This is a genomic window from Planosporangium mesophilum (assembly GCF_016863255.1).
Taxonomy (GTDB): Bacteria; Actinomycetota; Actinomycetes; order Mycobacteriales; family Micromonosporaceae; genus Planosporangium; species Planosporangium mesophilum.
This window is the reverse complement of record NZ_BOON01000044.1, coordinates 36317-55350: the sequence shown is the minus strand read 5'-3', so window position 1 is coordinate 55350 and position 19034 is coordinate 36317. Positions and strand designations below refer to the sequence as shown.

The 19034-nt window shown below is 71.8% G+C and carries 16 protein-coding genes; 3 read left to right on the top strand and 13 right to left on the bottom strand.

Annotated features, from left to right (window positions below; translation table 11 throughout):
* The 5 genes from Pme01_RS22795 to Pme01_RS22775 all read right to left on the bottom strand — a co-directional run bounded on the left by Pme01_RS22795 (nt 1) and on the right by Pme01_RS22775 (nt 5046).
* Complete coding sequence (locus Pme01_RS22795; RefSeq protein ID WP_168114010.1) at nt 1-516, bottom strand: dihydrofolate reductase; 516 nt, start codon at nt 514-516, stop codon at nt 1-3.
* Nucleotides 513-1409, bottom strand: a complete 897-nt coding sequence (gene thyA, locus Pme01_RS22790) for a thymidylate synthase (RefSeq protein ID WP_168114009.1) — start codon at nt 1407-1409, stop codon at nt 513-515. The genes Pme01_RS22795 and thyA overlap by 4 nt, the downstream gene beginning before the upstream one ends.
* 122 nt (nt 1410-1531) lie before the next feature.
* Complete coding sequence (locus Pme01_RS22785) at nt 1532-2920, bottom strand: BNR-4 repeat-containing protein (RefSeq protein WP_168114008.1); 1389 nt, start codon at nt 2918-2920, stop codon at nt 1532-1534.
* A 55-nt stretch (nt 2921-2975) separates the two neighbouring features.
* Nucleotides 2976-3401 (bottom strand): alternative ribosome rescue aminoacyl-tRNA hydrolase ArfB, encoded by a 426-nt coding sequence (gene arfB, locus Pme01_RS22780; RefSeq protein ID WP_168114007.1) that lies wholly within the window; start codon nt 3399-3401, stop codon nt 2976-2978.
* Nucleotides 3402-3519: 118 nt separating this feature from the next.
* Nucleotides 3520-5046, bottom strand: a complete 1527-nt coding sequence (locus Pme01_RS22775; protein ID WP_168114006.1) for an aldehyde dehydrogenase (NADP(+)) — start codon at nt 5044-5046, stop codon at nt 3520-3522.
* Nucleotides 5047-5191: 145 nt separating this feature from the next.
* On the opposite strand from Pme01_RS22775, the gene Pme01_RS22770 reads away from it, so the two are divergent.
* On the top strand, nt 5192-5500 hold the full coding sequence (locus tag Pme01_RS22770; RefSeq protein ID WP_168114113.1) for an NPCBM/NEW2 domain-containing protein: 309 nt from the start codon (nt 5192-5194) through the stop codon (nt 5498-5500).
* Between the two features lie 61 nt (nt 5501-5561).
* Here the strand turns inward: Pme01_RS22770 and Pme01_RS22765 are convergent, their stop codons facing one another.
* Nucleotides 5562-6362, bottom strand: a complete 801-nt coding sequence (locus Pme01_RS22765; RefSeq protein ID WP_168114005.1) for a serine protease — start codon at nt 6360-6362, stop codon at nt 5562-5564.
* A 371-nt stretch (nt 6363-6733) separates the two neighbouring features.
* Here Pme01_RS22765 and Pme01_RS22760 point away from each other — a divergent pair, with 371 nt between their 5' ends.
* Nucleotides 6734-8284 (top strand): M4 family metallopeptidase, encoded by a 1551-nt coding sequence (locus tag Pme01_RS22760; protein WP_168114004.1) that lies wholly within the window; start codon nt 6734-6736, stop codon nt 8282-8284.
* A gap of 160 nt (nt 8285-8444) precedes the next feature.
* Nucleotides 8445-12062, top strand: a complete 3618-nt coding sequence (locus tag Pme01_RS22755; protein ID WP_168114003.1) for an SCO7613 C-terminal domain-containing membrane protein — start codon at nt 8445-8447, stop codon at nt 12060-12062.
* Nucleotides 12063-12110: 48 nt separating this feature from the next.
* Here Pme01_RS22755 and Pme01_RS22750 read toward each other — a convergent pair whose 3' ends face one another.
* The 7 genes from Pme01_RS22750 to Pme01_RS22720 all read right to left on the bottom strand — a co-directional run bounded on the left by Pme01_RS22750 (nt 12111) and on the right by Pme01_RS22720 (nt 19003).
* Nucleotides 12111-13427, bottom strand: a complete 1317-nt coding sequence (locus Pme01_RS22750; RefSeq protein WP_168114002.1) for an ABC transporter ATP-binding protein — start codon at nt 13425-13427, stop codon at nt 12111-12113.
* Between the two features lie 213 nt (nt 13428-13640).
* Entirely contained in the window at nt 13641-14456 is an 816-nt protein-coding gene (locus tag Pme01_RS22745; protein ID WP_168114001.1) for a DUF4230 domain-containing protein, read from the bottom strand.
* A 101-nt stretch (nt 14457-14557) separates the two neighbouring features.
* Nucleotides 14558-15733 carry an acyl-CoA dehydrogenase family protein gene (locus Pme01_RS22740; RefSeq protein WP_168114000.1) on the bottom strand — a complete coding sequence of 392 codons (1176 nt, stop codon included), beginning with the start codon at nt 15731-15733 and terminating at the stop codon, nt 14558-14560.
* A 32-nt stretch (nt 15734-15765) separates the two neighbouring features.
* On the bottom strand, nt 15766-16056 hold the full coding sequence (locus tag Pme01_RS22735) for a type II toxin-antitoxin system VapB family antitoxin (RefSeq protein ID WP_168113999.1): 291 nt from the start codon (nt 16054-16056) through the stop codon (nt 15766-15768).
* 124 nt (nt 16057-16180) lie between these two features.
* Complete coding sequence (locus Pme01_RS22730; RefSeq protein WP_168113998.1) at nt 16181-16792, bottom strand: nitroreductase family protein; 612 nt, start codon at nt 16790-16792, stop codon at nt 16181-16183.
* A 20-nt stretch (nt 16793-16812) separates the two neighbouring features.
* Nucleotides 16813-17736, bottom strand: a complete 924-nt coding sequence (locus tag Pme01_RS22725) for an aldose 1-epimerase family protein (RefSeq protein WP_168113997.1) — start codon at nt 17734-17736, stop codon at nt 16813-16815.
* Nucleotides 17737-17785: 49 nt separating this feature from the next.
* Nucleotides 17786-19003: an MFS transporter gene (locus Pme01_RS22720; protein WP_239088401.1), complete on the bottom strand. Its 1218-nt coding sequence runs from the start codon at nt 19001-19003 to the stop codon at nt 17786-17788.
* Nucleotides 19004-19034 lie beyond the last annotated feature (31 nt).

Below are 19034 nucleotides of genomic sequence, written 5' to 3'. Positions count from 1 at the left end.
CTATCCGCGCTCGTAGCGCTCGAAGGTGTACGGCAGTTCCTCACCGGCCGGTCCGTCCTCGCTGGCCACGAGCTTGAACCCGTCCAGCCAGCCGGCCGGCATCCGTACGTCGCCCTCGACCTGGGCGTTTACCCGGGTCAGGTAGATCGTGTCGGCCTCGGCCAACGCCTCGGTGTAGATCTGCGCGCCGCCGATGACGAAGACCTCGTCGCGACCGGCGAACTCCTCGATCGCCCGCGCCACCGACAGCGCGGCGCCGACCGACGGCTGGTAGATCACCGGCCCCCCGCCCGGGCGCCCGGCGTCCCGGCGGGTGGCGACGACGGTGATCCGGCCGGGCAGCGGCCGGCCCAGCCGGTTCACGATCGACTCGTGGTTCAGCCGGCCGGCGACGAGGACGTGCCCGGCGGTGAGCGACTTGAACCGGCGCAGGTCCGCGGGCAGGTACCAGGGCAGGTCGTTGTCGCGACCGATCACGTCGTTCTCGCTCGCGGCGAGGAGAAGGGAGGTTCTCATGGCGCGACCGGGATGCGGCCGACCGACGGGTGCGGGTCGTAGTCGGACAGTTCGAAGTGCTCGGCCCGGAAGTCGTGGATGTCGATGACCTTCCGGCCCTCCTCGGTGAGGTGGACGGTCGGCAGCCGGCGCGGCTCCCGGTCCAGCAGCGGGAGCACCTTGTCGACCTGGTCGGAGTACACGTGCGCGTCCGAGATCGTGTGGTAGTACACCCCGGCGGCGAACCCGGTGAGCTGTTCGAGCATCAGCGCCAGGGCCGCGTACTGGACCATGTTGGAGGGCACGCCGACCGGTACGTCGCCGGAGCGCTGGAACATGTGCAGGTGGATCCGGTCGTTGATCACCCGTACGTGCACCCAGCCGTGGCACGGCGAGATCGTGGTCTTGGGCTGCTTGCCCTCGCCCCGGACCTGGTACTGCGGGATCCACGGCGACACGAAGTGCGTACGGTCGCTCGGGAACTCGGTCATCTGCTCGACCAGGTGCTTGAACTGGTCGAACGGCTGCCCCTCGACGGTGGGGAAGTCGTGGAAGGCGCCGCCGTACGATCCCGGCCCGATGTCACCGGGCGGCAGGCCGCGCTTGGCGGTCTTCTCCGGCGTCGCCCAGGGCTCCCACCAGTCACAGCCGAACTCGGCGAACTCCTCCAGCGTCGTCGCGCCGTTGATGAAGGCGCACAGCTCACCGATGGGCTTGCGCCAGAACGATCTGATGCTGCGATCGGTGATCACCGGGAAGCCGTTGGCCAGGTCGAACCGCATGGTCTGCTGCATGAGGGTACGGGCGGCCGGCCCCTGCCGGGTCGGTGACGTCTCGCCCTGCTCGACGATCCGTGCCAGCAGATCTCGGTACTGACTGTCCGGCTTGCGCTGGTCGAACGGAACATATTGCACCCCGGCACTTTACAGCGCGGCCGGAGTCAGCCCGGCCCAGCCAGCATGATCGTCACACCTTCCGCGCCGGAGGTCGTGGTGTCAGGGGCCCCGAGATCACGACCTCGGCGACGTTGTCGCGATCATGGGCGGCCGGCGACGTAGATGTCGCCGTCGGCGACCGACACGTCGCGGGCGCTGCTGGCGCCGGTGGCGAGGATCCGGGCCGGGTCGCGGTACCCGCCGACGACCTCGATGCGCTGGACGGCCTTCGGCGTCGGGATCACCGACTCCGGCCGCCACCCGACGCCCGGGCTCAGCAGGTACGTCGAGATCCCGCTGGTGGCGGCCTCGTCGGTGGCGTACACCCGCCAGGTCAGCGGGTCGACGCGCTCCATGTCCTTTACCCGCACGCCGGTTGCCAGCTCCGCCGACCGCCAGCCCCACGGGGTGTACACCGCGGTGTGGTCGTGCACGGCCCCGGCCGCGTCGAGCTGCGTCCACACCACGAACGGCGCCCGACCGGCGACGGAGCCGACCAGCGAGATGTAGTCGGGCGAGCGCGGGTTGACCGTCTGGAGCGCGGTGTCGGCGATCTTCAGGTACCGCTCCTGCTCCGGGTCGTCGATCCGGGTACCCAGATCCTGGCCGTCCGCGGCGTGGAACCGCAGGTCGGCCGGGGTGAAGTAGGTGTAGTAGACGTTCTTGTGGTACCGGTCGTGCAGATGCCCCTCGGGGCCTCCCCCGGCCAGCGTGTACACGATTCCGACCCGCTCCGGGCGCCCCGGCGCGGCCGGTTCGTACCGGAGTTGCCCGACGTAGATCTCGTTCATGTTGTCGGGGCGCTCCTGCGGTGCGATGTTCCACCTGTCGCCGGTGAGCTGCTCCGAGCTCTGCCAGGTGAGCCCGTTGTCGGCGGAGCGGACGTACTTCATCGGGCGGAAGTCGGTGGGGTACCGCTCGTCGAAGTCGCGGGCGGTCTCCCGGATGAACACGAAGATCGCGCCGTCGGCCGCCTTGAACGGCATCGGGTACGTGGCGCCCAACCCTTGCGGGATGACGGTGTCGGTCCATCCGCCGTCGATGGAGTGCGCCCGGTTCGAGCGGGCGACCCGCAGCTCGGTGTTGTGCAGGCCGCGGAAGACCAGCAGGTGCCCATCGTCGGCCTGCACGATCGTCGGGTAGTTGTGGGAGTCGTTGCCGCCGTCGCCCACCCGTACCGGCGCGGACCAGGTCGCGCCGCGGTGGTCGTACGCCTGGATGTAGTTGTCCTCGAACTGGCCGCCCCACGTGATGAACGTCGTGCCCACCTTCGGGTCGTAAACTCCGCCGGCCACCGGTCGCCGGTCGGTACGCGCCGCGATCCCGGCGGCCGGCGTCATCACACTCATCGACGACGGTGCACGCTCGGCCAGCGCCGGTGCCGCGGGAAGCGTCACCGTGGCGACCGCAGCGACGGCCGCGGCCGCGGCCGCGAGCTTGAACCACGTGGCGACCGGGCGGGGCTGGCGACCGGTGGGACGCTGAGACATCGGACCTCCTACGCATACGTAGTGCCGATGTTAGATCTATCGATGTCTCACGTCGCTAGTCGTCGGACCTTCGGCGTAGCTGCTTCGTCTGCGACCGCCGCCGCTTGGCGTCCAGCCGGGCCTGTACCGCCCCTCGCGACGGACGGGTCGCGCGGCGCGCCCGCGCGGGCGGCGCCACCCCCTCTGCCAGCAACACGACCAGCCGCTCCTCCGCCGCCCGGCGGTTGGCAAGCTGCGACCGGTGCTCGGAGGCGGTGACGACGAGAACCCCGTCCAGCAGCCTGGATCCGAGCCGGTCGAGCGCCCGCTCCTTCAGGTTCGCCGGAAGCGCCTGCGTGGCGGCCAGGTCGAAGCGCAGTTCGGCGCGCGAGTCGGCGGTGTTGACCGACTGACCGCCGGGGCCGCTCGATCGGCTGAACCGCCACGCAAGCTCCGATCGCGGTACCGCGACCGAGCCGGTCACCTGCAGATATCCGTCCATCACCGCTCCCCCCACCTCCATGATCCGCGATGGGCGCTCGGGATGACCAGCGAATATCGCCGCTCTTGGACACTTGGCGGCCCGTAGCACCGCCAAGTGTCCAAGATTGGAAACGGCGTCAGCGCACCAGCGCGCCGTTCACCCGGCGCGGGATGCCCAGCGGGTTGCCGTCGCGCAGCACCTCGGGCAGGAACTCGTCGGGCACGCTCTGGTAGCTGACCGGGCGCAGCCAGCGTCGGATGCCGGTCGCGCCGACGGAGGTGTGCAGCGCGTTCGTGGTGGCCGGCCAGGGGCCGCCGTGCTGCATCGCCCAGGTGACCGCCACCCCGGTGGGCCAGCCACCGAAGATCACCCGCCCGGCCCGGGCGGCGAACCGGTCCAGCAGGCCCCGGATCAGGTCGCCCTCGGTCGCCGGGTCGGCGTGCAGGGTACCGGTCAGCGAGCCGGGCAGCACCTCGAGCGCCCTGGTCAGCTCCTCGTCGGACCCGTACTCGATGATCAACGCCGCCGGGCCGAAGCACTCCTCCAGCAGCTCGTCCGCGCGGGCCACCAGATCGGTCGCGGAGACCGCGAGCAGGACGGGCGCCACCCGGAACCCGGCGTCGTCCACCTCGGCGGGCGGCACGATCGCCCGTACCCCGTCGACCGCGGCCAGCGACGCGGCGACGTCGGCGTACCCGGCGCGGATCCGGGCGTTCAGCAGCGGCCCGACCGGCGCCTCGGCGACGGCGGCGGCCAGCGCGTCGTCCAGGCCGTGGCCCTTGGGCAGGAACAGCAGGCCCGGCTTGGTACACAGCTGGCCGGAGCCCATCGTGAACGAGCCGACGAAGCCCTTCAACACCTCGGTACCGCGCGCGGCGATGGCGCCGGGCGTGATGACGGACGGGTTGAGCGAGCCGAGTTCGCCGTAGAACGGGATCGGGTCGGGGCGGGAGTTGGCCAGGTCGTACAGGGCCCGACCGCCGCCGAGCGACCCGGTGAAGCCGGCCGCCTGGATGGCCGGGTGCGACACGAGCGCCTTGCCTGCCTCGGTACCGAAGACGACGGCGAACGTCCCCTCCGGGGCGCCACCCTCGCGCAGCGCGGCCGCCACGACCTCGCCGGTGCGTACCGACAGTCCGGGGTGGCCGGAGTGCGCCTTGACCACGACCGGGCAGCCGGCCGCCAGGGCGCTCGCCGTGTCGCCGCCCGCGACCGAGAACGCGAACGGGAAGTTGCTTGCCGAGAAGACCGCGACCGCCCCGAGCGGGACCAGCATGCGGCGCAGGTCGGGGCGGGGCGCGGGCAGCGCGTCCGGATCGGGCAGGTCGATGGTCGCCTCGTGGAAGGAGCCCTCGCGGATCACCTCGGCGAACATCTCCAACTGCACCCTGGTACGGGTCAGTTCGCCGTTCAGGCGCGCCGCGCCGATCCCCGTCTCGGAGTCGGCCAGCGCCACCAACTCCTCGCGGGCCGCCTCCAGCGCGGCGGCCACGGCGCGGAGCAGATCGGCGCGCTGGTCCAGCGGCAGCGCGGCGAACGCCGGCGCGGCAGTGGCGGCGGCGAGGGCGATCCGATCCACGTCGGCGTCGGCCGTGTGCGGTACGGGCGGCCCGACCGGCTCACCGGTGTGCGGATTCATGCCCTGGTCAGCACCGGTACTCATGCGCGTCGGCTCCCTTCGATGACTGCTGCTGCGACCCAGCCTAGTTTCGCCGGGGCCTCGCGCCGACCGGCTTCACCCGGTCCATTCCGCCCAGCGGAGTTCGGCGGTGCGATCCGGTGTCCGCCGATGGGAGCATCGATTGACAATGGTAGATATCTTCGAAGGGGTTGATCACCCGTGCGACGGCTGCCTGTGGCGCACGACCGGCGACATCAGCGACAACTACGCCAGCATGCTGAGCATCGCCAAGGCGAACATGGCGCTAAACCGGTACGCCGGGCCGGGGCACTGGAACGACCCGGACAGCGGCCTGCTCACCACCGCCGACCCGGCCGCTGCGTTGAGCGCCGACGTGGCCGGCGCCGGCGTGGTGCGGTTGATCGTCACCGACGGCGGCGACGGGAACAACAGCGACCACGCCGACTGGGCCGACGCGAAGCTCACCTGCGCCTGACCGGAACCGGCCGGCACGTTGTGCCGATCGAGGGCCGGCACGTTGTGCCGGCCCTTGCGGACTACGGCAACTGGGAGGCGGCGCTGGAGATCGCCGAGGCGAACGTGGAGACCTCGGTGTACACGCCCGGATACCCCGGCCGGGCACAGCCGTTGCCCCAGCTCACGATGCCTACCTGGATCCAGTTGCCGGCACCGTCGCGCTGCACCATCGGACCACCGGAGTCGCCCTGGCAGGTGTCGACGCCGCCGGTGCTCATGTACCCGGCGCACAGCATCTTCGGACCCTCGAAGTCGGCGCCGTACGCCGATCCGCAGGTCGCGTCGGTGACGAACGGCGCCTGGGCCTTCTGCAGGTACCGCTGCTGTGGGCCGCCTTCGTAGGTCGCGCCCCAGCCCATGATGGTGAAGGTGCCCTTGTTGTACGCGGACGTGGTCGCCGCCGGCAGCGTGGGCAGGTTGACCGGGGACGCGAGCTTGATGAGCGCCCAGTCGTCGTTGTTGTTCGGGTAACCGGGGGCGCGGTAGACGTACGTCGAGCGCACCTTGGTGGCGGAGCTGCTCTGGAGGTCGACGACTCCGGCGGTGACCGTGATGCTGGAGTTGGAGCCGGTGCCGTTGACGCAGTGCGCGGCGGTGAGCACCACCTGCTTGGTGTAGAGCGCGCCGTCGCAGCCCATGGACAGCCGTACGATCCACGGGAACTCGCCCTGTGCCGCCCTGGTACCCCCGACGACCGTCGGGTTGACGTCCCCGGCGTGCGCCGCGGCGGGCGCCGTGAGTGCCCCGATCGCCGCGACGGTGACGGCGGCCAGCGGTAGGGCGAGCCTGCGGTGGAGCGGACGCCCCTTGATTGACGCCATTGCGTCCCCTTTCGACACCGGCCGGACGCCATACCGACCCGGGGTCACCGGGACGACCGTGCCCGACCGGACAGCGGTAGCGATGGCGTGAATGTAGGGGGACAGAAAGTCACATACAAGAAAATCAATACCCGTGCACCGACCCTCACACCATGCGGCGCAACCCGCGCCGGAGGACATGGGACAGCGCCGCCAGCAGCGCCACCGCGCACGGACGGGCCAGGGAACGACGCCGCACGAGCCGGGATAACCCGCTGCCTTCCCATCGGACATGTAGGGGAAACCCTATCGACATATGTCTTTTTCAAGAGATCCTTTCGATGCATGCTGACATCCATTCCGGCCGATGAGCCGGGCCGAAGGGATGAAGCATGAAGCGGATCGTCACAGCGGGCACAGTCGCGCTCGCCGCAGGATTTGCGGCCGTAGCCGTGGCCACCCCGTCGCAAGCGGCCACCAGCCGCGCCGGCACCGAGGCGTTCGCGGTCTCACACGCCACCGCGGCGCTCGGCGCGCACCCGGCGGAGTTCGCGACCAGCGACGCCGACCAGTTCCAGGTCCGGAACACCATTCTCGAGCCGGATGGCACCTCGCACGTCAGGTACGACCGCACGTTCCGGGGACTTCCCGTCCTCGGTGGTGACGTGATCGTGCACCTGGACAAGGCCGGCGCCATGCGGGCCATGTCGCAGGCGCTGGCGGCGCCGTTGTCGCTGTCGACCAACCCCACCGTGACGGCCCAACGGGCGGCCCAGGCCGCGATGGCGCGGTTCCACGGTACGGGCCCCGCGTCCACCCCGACCCTCGCCATCGACGCCGCGGGCACCCCGCGGCTGGTCTGGACGACCGCGGTACCCGGCGTGACCGACGACGAGGGTACGACCACCACGATGACGGTCCTCGTCGACGCCGTCACCGGTACCCTCACCGACGCCTGGCCGGACGCGAAGACCGGCAGCGGGAACGGCTTCAACGTCGGCACCGTGGTCCTGGACACCACCCAGTCGGGCAGCACGTACCAGCTCAAGGACCCCGGACGCGGCGGCAACTACACCGTCGACTCGGGCAACGGCAACGCCATCTTCACCGACACCGACAACGTGTGGGGCAACGGTTCGCTGAGCAACCGGCAGACCATCGCCGTCGACGCGCAGTACGGCGTGGCGAAGACCTGGGACTACTACAAGAACGTGCACGGCCGCAACGGCATCGCCAACGACGGCCGGGGCAGCTACAACGCGGTGCACTACGGCAGCGGGTACAACAACGCGTTCTGGTCCGACTCCTGCTTCTGCATGACCTACGGCGACGGCGATGGTGTCACCTACAACCCGTTCGTCGCCATCGACGTCGCCGGGCACGAGATGAGCCACGGCGTCACCTCGCGTACCGCCAACCTGCGCTACTCCGGCGAGTCCGGCGGCCTCAACGAGGCCACCAGCGACATCTTCGGTACGGCGGTCGAGTTCTACGCCAACAACCCCAAGGACGTCCCGGACTACCTGATCGGCGAGAAGATCCGCAAGAACGGCCAGCCGCTGCGGTACATGGACGACCCGGCCAAGGACGGCCGCGGCTCGGCCACCTGCTACACCTCGACGGTGGGCAACCTGGACGTGCACCTGTCGTCCGGGGTGGCGAACCACTACTTCTACCTGCTGGCCGTGGGCAGCGGTGCCCGCACCATCAACGGCGTCGCGTACAACAGCCCGACCTGCAACGGCGCTCCCGCCGTCACCGGCATCGGCAACGCCGCCGCGGAGAAGATCTGGTACCGGGCGCTCACCCGGTACATGACGTCGACGACCAACTACAAGGGCGCGCGTACCGCGACCCTCAACGCGGCGAGCGACCTGTACGGCGCGAGCAGCACCCAGTACAAGGCCGTCGCCGCGGCGTGGACCGCCGCCGGCGTGAACTGACCGTCCCTTCCACCCCGGTTCAAGATCGGCACAACCTCCGGAAACCACAACTCTCCGGAAGTTGTGCCGATCTTGGTGGTATGGCCTGTGCTGTTACTCATGCCGATCTGAGTAGCCGAACGGATGTCGACGAGCCGCTCGCTCCACGAGAGTGTGCGGTATGAACGACCCCCACCCGGCGACGTACCCGTGCCCGGCCTGCCAGACGCCGGCCGACCTGGCCACCGGCTGCCCCGGCTGCGGGCGGCGACCCGATCCCGAGGCCGCCGAGGTGATCCGGCTGGGCGAGGAGATCCAGCGGCTCACCCTCGAGGTCGAGCAGGCCCGCCGGGGGTACGCCGACGCGGTCGAGCGACTGCGGACGACCCAACAGCAGCGCGACGAACTCGCCGCCCGGGTGCGTACCCGCACCACGGCCGAGCAGGCCGCCCCGGTACCCGTCGGCGCGCCCGCGCCGGTACCCGCGCCCGGGATTCCGCCCGCCCCCGCGGCCCCGGCGCGTCCGGAGGCCTCCTCGCGCACGGTCCAGAGTGTCCTGTTCATTCTCGGCAGCCTCCTGCTCGGCAGCGCCGCGATCGTCTTCACCGCCGTGGCCTGGGCGACGTTCGGCGTGGTCGGCCGGGCCGCCGTCCTGGCCGCGGTGACCGTGCTGTTCCTTGCGGTCCCACCGGTCGCGCTGCTGCGGCGGCTGACCGGTACCGCCGAGACGTTCGCCGCGCTCGGCCTGCTGCTGGTGCTGCTCGACGGGTACGCGGCCTGGTACGTGGACCTCGCCGGGGTGCAGTCGCTCGCCCCCGCGTCGTACGCCGGGATCGCCTGCGCCGTGACCGCGGCGGTGGCCCTCGGCTACGGCGCCGCGACTCAGCTTGCAGGCCCCCGCTTCGCCGCCCTCGTCGTGGCCCAACCGGTCCTGCCGCTGCTCGTCGTCGACGCCGGCCTGGGCATGGCCGGGTGGGCCGGCGTGCTCACCGCGCTCGCCGCGGCCAACCTCGCCGTGGCGTGGTGGACCGGCCGACGCGGGCACGCCAAGGCGGCGCCGTCCCTGCCACGCGTCGACGCGCTGTCGATCCTGGCCTGGGTGGTCACCGGCGGGGCCCTGCTGGCCGCCGCGGGACCGATGATCGGCGCGCTGGTGACCGCGGACGCGTACGGGTCCGCGATCCGGACCGGACTCGTGCTCATCCTCGCCGCGGCCGTGGTCGTGGCCGCGGCGATGGTCGGGCCGGTCGCCGAACTGCGGCACGTCGCGGCCGGCGGCGCGACGCTCGCGGTCCTCACGGCCGTTGCGCGGGTCACCGTGGTCGGCCGGCCATCCTGGGCTCTGGCGGCGGTCGCCGCCGAGATCGCCGCACTCGCCGCCGTGGTCCGGGCCCTTCCAGGTCGGGTACGGCCCGGGCCCCGCGTCGCTGCCCTGCTGACGGCCGGTGTACCCGGGCTCGGCGCGGCGATCTGGGCGCTGCTCGTCGGGCTGATGACCGCCGCCGTGGCGGTACCCGCCTGGCGGACGGGGATCCAGCCGGTGAGCGGGTCGAACTGGTGGCCGCCGGTCGCGATCGCCCTGCTGGGCTTCGCGCTCGCGGTACTGCTGCCCCGCCGGGCCGCCGTGGAGGCGGCGGTCGGCACGGCGGCGGTACTGGCGCTGGCCGTTCCCCGGACGGTCAGCCTGCCCTGGTGGACTCCGTCCATCCTGGACGGTCTGGTGGTGGTGCCGCTCGCGCTGGCGTCGGTGACCGCCCGGTCGGTACGTGGGAGCGCGGTTTACGGGGGCGTGGCGGGCCTGCTCGCCGCGCACGCGATCCTGGCCGGCCTGGCCCGTCCGGCCGGCGTGACGGTGGTACTGGCGGCTCTGGTCGTCGTCGCCACGACGGTCGCCGTGCTCGGCCGGGCCACGGCTGCGCCGGCCGAGCCTGGTCAGCCCGCCGAGCCTGGCAAGCCCGCCGAGCCTGGTCAGCCCGCCGAGCCGGCCCGGCGAGTCGTCGGCGCCGCCGCCGCCGGGGTCGCGCTGCTCGCGCTGCCCGGCCTGGTCGCCGCGGTAGGGACGACCGCGGGGGCGGAGCCGGCGACGGTACGCGGCCTCGCGCTCGCCGGCCTGGTCGTGGCGGTCACCGCCGTGCTGGTGTTGCGCCGCGTGCAGCCGGCGTACGCGGTGGCCGGCGCGGGCGCGGTCCTGCTGGGCGGTGCGGGCGTCGCGATCGCCGCCGTCGCCGCGACGCCCGAGCCGTACGGTGTCCACTGTGCACTCGCGGTGCTCTGCGACGCGGTGGCGGTCCTCGCGGTGCTGCCGGCAGTCCGCAGGCGGCCCTGGGCCGGACCGTTCGCCGCCGTACTCGCGACGGTGCCGGCCGGCCCGGTCCTGGCCGCGGTCGCGCCGGCCGCCTGGGCGGTACTGGTCGGCCCGTACAACCACCTCGACGCGATCTGGTCCGGCGCGCCGGCCGGGGTCGGTCTCGGCGCACCCGTGCCGACCGGCCCGTACGCTCTCGGCCCGGCGGCCGCGGCCCTCACGCTGCTCACACTCGCACTGCTGGTCGCGTTCCGCGCCGTCCTGTCCCCGGCCGCGCCCTGGGCCGCACTGCCCGCGACGCCTGCGATCCTGGCCGCCGCCGCGGCCTGGAACGCGCCGTGGCCGATCGTCCCGGCGCTCAGCCTGGCGATCGGCCTGGCCGCCGCCCTGGCCGGTGCGCTGCGCCGGCCGTCACCTGCCACCGGGGAATCAGGTCGACCATCGCCGACCGACGTTGAGCCGGGGCTGCCGTCGCTTGCCCTGGCGGCCGTCGCGGCGGTCGCCACCGGTGCCGGCCTGGCCGGCGCGTTCGCCACCCGGGCCGCCACCCTGACGGCGCTGGCGGTGATCCTGGTCGTGGCGACGCTGTGCGGCCTGGCCGGCCGCGTACTGGTCGCCCGCGCCGCCGGTTGGCTGGTCGCCGCGGCGAGCGCCGCCGGGCTCGCGCTGGCGTCCGCGCTCGCCGCCGACGCGTCGGCGCAGCGGGCCGCGTTCTGGGTGCTCGGCGCCGCCGCCTTGACACTGGCGGCGAGCGCCGCCGCCAGCGCCCGGCAGACCGACGCCCTGCGCGTAGAAGCGTGGCAGGCCGACGCCCGGCCACTGAACGACCGGCGCGTAGAAGCGTGGCTGCTGGAGGGTGCGGCCCACGCGACCGCGCTCGTCGCGCTGCTGCTGACGGTCGGCTCGGTCCGGTACACGGCGGGGGTCTGCACGCTGTGGGGGCTCGCGCTGGGGCTGCGCGCGCTGCGACCCGGCGAGCCGGCGGGCGCCCGGCGACTCCGGGTCGCCGCCGCGGCAGGCTGCGAGCTGGTGGCGTACTGGCTGCTGCTGGTCGCCGGCCACGTGGCGGTACTGGAGGCGTACACGCTGCCGGCCGCCGCCGTGGCGCTGCTCGCGGGCTGGCTCGCCGCGCGTACCCGGCCGGTCCTGCGCAGCTGGTCGGCGTACGGGCCGGCGCTGCTGGCCGTGTTCGGGCCGAGCCTGGCGGTGCTGTTGACCGGGGTCGGCGAGCCGGCCCGCCGCCTCGCCGTCGGCGGCGCCGCCGTCATCGTGGTGGTCGCCGGCTCGGTGCGCCGCCGGCAGGCGCCCGTCGTGGTCGGCGGCGCGACCCTGGCCCTGGTCGCGGTGCACGAGGCGGTGCTGGTGTGGGACCTCGTACCGCGCTGGATCCCGCTCGCGATCGGCGGCCTGCTCCTGGTCGGGCTCGCCGTGACGTACGAGCGCCGCCGCCGCGACGTGGCCCGCCTGCGCGAAGCGGTCGGCCGGATGCGGTGAGGGCCGCCCGCCCTCGGCACCCGGCTCGTCGGGAGCCTGGAGCAGGAGTCAGCGCCAGCCGACGTCGATCCGGCGCCCCCGGTCGTCGAAGAAGTGCAGCGCCTCCATGCGCACCCGTACCGTGAGCGGCGCGCCGTTGTTGAGCGCCGGGTAGGGCGCCAGCCGCACGGCCAGTTCGGCGGGGCGCCGGTGGTGGCGACCGGAGTCGCCGAACACCCGGAACTCCGGGCCCTCGACGCCGCGCGGATCGGTCATCGTCGTCGTGCCGCCGCCGCTGTGCGCGCCGCCCCGGCCGGTGAGGCGGCTGACCAGGCGGCGCAGTCCGTTCGGTACGGCCGAGCCGGACGGGACCTGACCGGCCATCTCGTCGACGACCACGGCCGTGGCCCCGATGTCGAGGAACGCGAGCGACTCGTGCCCGTGGTGCTCCAGGTAGCGCACCCGGCCCCGGATCACGTCGCCGGCCGTTCCTCCGGGGACCGGGACCAGGGCCTCGGCCCGGATGCCGACGACGATGCGCTCGCCGTGGAAGTGCGCCACATGGCGAGCTCGGACGTCGTTCCACGGCAGGTAGAGCACCTGGTCTCCGAGGTGGAGCGCGACGTGGCGGTCGAGGTTGACGTAGACCTCGGCCTCGAGCAGGTTCATCCGGGGGCTGCCGAGGAACGCCGCGACGTACAGGGTGGCCGGCCGCCCGTACACCTGGGTGGGGGTACCCACGTCCTGGAGCACGCCCTGCCGCATGATCGCCACCCGGTCGGCCATGGTCAGCGCCTCGGCCTGGTCGTGCGTGACGTAGACGCACGTGACACCCAGCTCGCGGACCAGACCGGAGATCTCGGCCCGTAGCTCGGCACGCAGCCCGCTGTCGAGGTTGGACAGCGGTTCGTCCATAAGGAACAGTCCGGGGCGCCGCACGATGGCGCGCCCCATCGCGACGCGCTGCCGCTGTCCGCCGGACAGCTGCGACGGCTTGCGATCGAGCACGTCGCCGATGCCGAGCGCGGCCGCCACCTGCCTGACCTGCTCCGAGCGGCTGGTGGGTTCCACGTGGGACAGACGCAGCGGAAAACCGATGTTGTCGCTGACGTTCATGTGCGGGTACAGCGCGAAGTCCTGGAAGACCATGGCCACGCCGCGCTCGCGCGGCGGCAGGTCGTTGGCGGACTCGCCGTTGAGCAGGATGGCGCCGCTGGTGACGTCCTCCAGCCCGGCGATCATCCGCAGCACGGTCGACTTGCCACAGCCCGAGGGCCCGAGCAGCACCATGAACTCACCGGAGGCGACGTCGAGGCTGACGTTGTCAACCGCGACGGTGCCGTCCGGGAAGACCTTCGTTACATCCTTGAGCGCGACGGTAGTCACCGCCACCTCCGCCCTACCGGCTACTTGAGCGGGATTTCTCCCACACCCCGGGTGACCACTGTGACCAATATCATCGTCCGCGCCAATCGGGTGAACGTCCCATGTGCGACTTGTGATCGGAAAGCTACGGCCGGGTAGACATTTGGTTACCCAGAACCCGCTGATCGAACGATATGCATGGCTATCGATGACCTCAGCGGGGTGGTGGTGCGGTCAGGGTGCCGCGTACTTGATGGTCACCGAGGTGTACCCGAGCGACCGCAGCATCCCCTCGAGCATCTTGCGGGTGTTGTCCTCGGCCCGCTGCTGGAGTTCGCTGCTCTTCGCGGCGTCGGCGATCTTCTGCTCGCCGAGCTGGTACAGCCGCTGCAGCTTGTTGGGGTCACCGGCGAACACGTCGCCGAGCTGGTTGAGGATCCCCTTCTGCTGCGCGAAGACATAGCTCTTGTCGTGGTTCATGCTCGGCTTGTTGAGCTGGGGCGCCGGCAACCTGATCTCGACGGTCTTGTGGTCGGCCGACTCGGTGATGGCGCCCTGGCTGATCGCGCTGAAGTCGACGTACGCCTCGACGGTGCCGGTGGCCACGAACAGCGTGCGGTCGTTGACCAGGAAATCGGGCACGTACTTGGTGTCGTTCTGCACGTCGACGATCACCTGGAAGTTGCCCTCCGCGGCGACGAACCGGCTCATGTCCTGAATCGACTTGAGCAGGGGCGGCTGGCTGCGGTCGGTGGTGCGCGCGCCGAACGGGTTCTTGATCTGCGGCAGGACACCCGTGGCGACCAGACCGAGGACGGTCGCGACGACCACGGCCACGGTGGCGGTCAGGAAGAACAGGCCGCGCAGGAGGCCGCCGCCGGTGCGTACGACCACGGGGCCCCGGCTGTCGGAATCGGGAGCGTCCGGCCAGCCCGTACCCGTGTCGTGGTCGCGGGTAGGCAGCTCGGCGGTCGGGTGGAGGTCACCCGCCGAGCCGCTCGGGGCCGCCTGGCCCCGCTCGAAGCGCGTGGTCTCGTTGTCCTGGGCCATGGGTGCGCTCCCTCATCCGTGACACTGCCCATTCCGGGTACCCAGAGTGCATGATCGATACAACAAGGGATCCGGCGGGGGCGCCGGCAACAAGGACGGCGTCAGGACGCGAACGCGGCCAGCCCGGTGAGCTGCTGACCGACGACCAACTGGTGGATCTCCGAGGTGCCCTCGTAGGTCAGCACGGTCTCCAGGTTCGCGGCGTGGCGCATCACCGGGTACTCGGCGCTGATGCCGTTGGCGCCCAGGATCGTGCGGCACTGCCGGGCGATCGCCAGCGCCTCCCGGACGTTGTTGAGCTTGCCGACGCTGACCTGCTCCGGCCGGAGCAGACCCAGCTCGGCACGGCGGCCGAGGTGCAGCGCCAGCAGGTACCCCTTCTGGAGCTCCAGCGCGGCGTCGGCGAGCTTGGCCTGGGTGAGCTGGAACCCGGCGATCGGGCGGCCGAACTGGACCCGGCTGGTGGCATAGTCGATCGCCGTGTGCAGGCAGTCGCGGGCCGCGCCGAGCGCGCCCCAGACGATGCCGTACCGCGCCTCGGTCAGGCAGGACAGCGGCGCCTTGAGGCCGCGGGCCGCCGGCAGCAGCGCGTCGGCGGGCAGCCGCACCCCGTCGAGGACCAGCTCACCGGTCATCGAGGCGCGCAGCGAGAGCTTGTGCTTGATCGTGTTCGCGGTCACGCCGGGCGTGTCCATCGGTACGACGAACCCGTTGATCCCGTCGTCGGTCCGCGCCCAGACGACGGCGACGTCGGCCACCGGCGCGTTCGTGATCCACATCTTCACGCCGGTGAGGATCCAGTCGTCGCCGTCGCGGCGGGCCCGGGTCGTCATCGAGGCCGGGTCGGAGCCGTGGTCGGGCTCGGTCAGCCCGAAGCAGCCGATCGCGTCGCCGGCCGCCATGGCCGGCAGCCACTGCTGCTTCTGCTCCTCCGAGCCGTACCGCCAGATCGCGTACATCGCCAGCGAACCCTGCACGCTGACCAGGCTGCGCAGCCCGGAGTCGGCCGCCTCCAACTCCAGGCAGGCCAGCCCGTACGCGACCGCACTCGCCCCGGCACAGCCGTACCCGGTCAGGTGCATGCCGAGCAGGCCGGTCTTCCCGAGATCCTTGGCCAGTTCCCGGACCGGGACCTCGCCGCGCTCGTACCAGTCGGCCACGTACGGCCGGACCTTGTCCGCTACCAGGCGGCGCACCACATCGCGGACCTGCAACTCCTCCTCGGAGTGCAGCGCGTCGACGTCGATCAGGTCCAGGGGGGCTACGCGATCGGCCATGGCATCACGCTAGCCGACTACAGACCGTGTCATTACAGGACGAGCACCCGCACATGGATGGAGGTGCGCTGCTGGAGCGCCGCGCGCAGCGCCCGGTGCAGGCCGTCCTCCAGGTAGAGCCCACCCTGCCACTCCACCACGTGCGGGAACAGGTCGCCGTAGAAGGTCGAGTCATCGGCGAGCAGGAGATCGAGCGCCAGTTCCCGCTTGGTCGTGATGAGTTGGTCGAGTCGGACCGGCCGTGGTGGGATCTCGGACCACTCTTTCATGGTCTTACCGTGGTCCGGGTACGGTCGCCCGTCCCGCACCGCTTTGAAGATCACGGCCGCCTACACCCCTTCCCCGCCCCGTTCCCGTCCCGAGGACGATGTAAGCCTACCGACCAACTGCGACAGTTGAGTTCCGCGCATATACGCAGGAAAATGTCGGCTTCGTCTTTTGGCCGATTCAGTATCCCGCGCCCCACCTGCCCCGATGCGTCACCTCGGGGGTCTCGCGCCGGCCCCGGCGCAGTGACGGTGAAAGCCGATCTTCGGCCCGGTACCCGATGGTCATGGCCCCGATCGGCGTGAAGTCCTCCGGTACGTCGAACGCCTCTCGATAGGCCGGGATCCGCTCCGGCGGAATACCGAAGAAACACGCGCCCAGCCCTTCGTCGACCGCGCCCAGCAACATCAACAGGCTCGCGAATCCGGCGTCGATGTGCCAGTACGGGACCGGCCAGCGCGATTCCCGACGGTCGCTCCAGCCCTTGTCCGGTTCGGCGTACCGGTCCAGGTACACCTCGCGGTTGGAGTGCGGCACCACGATCAGCGGCGCCCGGCGCATGCCGCGCGACCAGTTGCTCTCCCCCATGCCGTCGGGCGTCGTGGCGGCCCAGAACGCCTCCCGGTCTCCGGGCGCGTCCAGCACCAGGAAGCCCCAGCCCTGCGAGAAGCCGGCCGAGGGCGCGTGCACCGCGTACCCGAGCAGGCGCCGCACCACCTCGGCCGGCACCGGCCGGTCGGGGTCGTAGTTGCGCACCATCCGCCGCCGGCGGACCACCTCGCCGTACTCCACGGTCGAAAGCCCTTCTCGATCTACTGAACCGCGCGGATTCCCCAGCTCCCCCGCCAGGTCTCACCCGGCTGGATCACGATGACGTCCCGGCCGGACCGGAACGCGTCGGGTGGGCAGGTCATCGGCTCGACCGCGACAGAGGCGCGGTGCCGGGGCGCGGACAGGGTGTCACCGGTGAAGACCTGCCACCAGTTGAAACCCTCGTCCGCCCAGATCTCCACGCTGCGACCGCCGGCCGCGGTCAGCGTCACGGCCGAGCAGCCGTCGGAGTCCCGCTCCAGATCACCGAACGCGGTGTCCAGCTCGAGCTGGCCGATGGCCTTGGCCTCGGTGAAGTCGTACTCGCTGCCGACGACCTTGGCCGCACCGATCGGCAGCATCCGGCCGTCCACCAGCAGCCGGGAGCGCGCGGGTACCCGCAGCAGCAGGTCATCGATCTTGACGCCGGGTATCCGCACGTACGGGTGGGTGGCCATCCCGAACGGGCACGGCTCGGCGCCGGTATTGGTCGCGGCGTGCTCGGCGACCAGCCCGTCCGGCCCCAGCGACCAGGTGGTACGCAGGGTCAGCGGCCACTGGTACCCCGGCTGCGGCACGACGTCGTGCTCCAGGGTGACCGAGGACTCATCACCCGACACCCGTCGCCACCGAACCCAGTTGACCAGGCCGTGGATGGCGTTGTGCCGGCTCGGCTCGGTCAGCGCGAGCTGATGGACGTCGCCACCGAAGGAGTACCGCCCGTCCCGGATCCGGTTGGGCCAGGGTGCCAGCACCTTCCCGGCGCTCGCCGGGCAGATCTCGTCCGCGCCGTACCCGAACAGCACGTCAGCGCCGCTCACCTGATACTCCCGTAAGCCGCCGCCCACCTCGACCACCACCGCGCGCTGGCCCTCCGCCTGGAGAGTCCACTGTGTACCGGAGGGCGCCTGCGTCAGCGTGTCCATGACGAGACGATATCGCCCGCCTTATGGAGTGTGTAGCGCCTCATCGCGATCACTTCATGGCGTAACGGCGCAGGGCGGGGAAGGCCACGGCCAGGGCGACCGCGACCACGGCCGCGGCCAGGCCGCCACCGGCCCAGGTGACGGTGAGACCGAACCCCTGCGCCATCAGCCCGGAGCGGAGGTCACCCAGCCGGGGGCCACCGACCACCACGGCGGTGAACACCCCCTGCATCCGGCCGCGCAGCTCGTCGGGGGCGTACACCTGCAGGATGGACTGCCGGTACACCGAGCTGACCAGGTCTGCCGCGCCGCCCACGGCGAGCAGCAGCACCGCGAGCCACAGCGAGTGCGCGAGGCCGGCGGCCGCCACGGACAGCCCCCACACCACCACGGCGGCGATGAGGGCGGTCCCCTGGCGGCGTACCCGCCCGATCCAGCCGGAGGTCAGCCCCGCGATCACGGCCCCGATGGCGATCGCGCTGAACAGCCAGCCGACCGCGCTCATCCCGCCGAACCGCTCGACCGCGGCCTGCGGGAACAGCGCCCGGGGCATCGCGAACACCATGGCCGCGATGTCGATGGCGAACGACAGCAGCAGCACCGGCGTCGTGGCCAGGTAGCGCAGCCCGAACAGCACGTCGGCGAGCGCGCCGGTGGTCCGCTCGGTCCGCTCGGGCGGTACCGGGGGCAGCCGCAGCGCGGCCCACAGCGTGACCGTGAACAGCGCCGCGTCGACGGCGTACGCGGTGACCAGCGGGAAGTGGGCGATCAAGAGGCCGGCGCCGAGCGGGCCGCCGACCATGGCGAGGCCGGACAACGTGGTGTTCAGGGTGTTGGCGGCGGCGATCTCGGCGGTCGGGATGATCCGCGGCACGATCGACCAGCGCGCCGGCGAGCTCACGGCGAACGCCACCGACTGCACCGCGACCAGCACCAGCAGCAGCACCGGACTGCCCACGTCGAGCAGGCCCTGCGCGAGCAGCCCCAGCGTGCTGACCCACATCAGCAGCGAGCTGCACAGCAGCACGAGCCGGCGGTCGAAGGCGTCGGCTACCGCGCCGCCCCACAGGGCGAAGATCAACAACGGTACGAGGCCCGCGATGCCCAGGTACCCCACCCACGCCGACGACTTGGTGAGGGCGAACATCTGGACGGGTACGGCCACGGCGGTGAACTGGACACCGAAGAAGGAGACGGCCTGGCCGATGAACATCCGGCGGAACGCGGCGTGCCGCAGCGGCCGGACGTCGATCGTGTGCCGGCTCAGCCAGCTCCGCCGGTCGGGCTCGGGCGCGGGC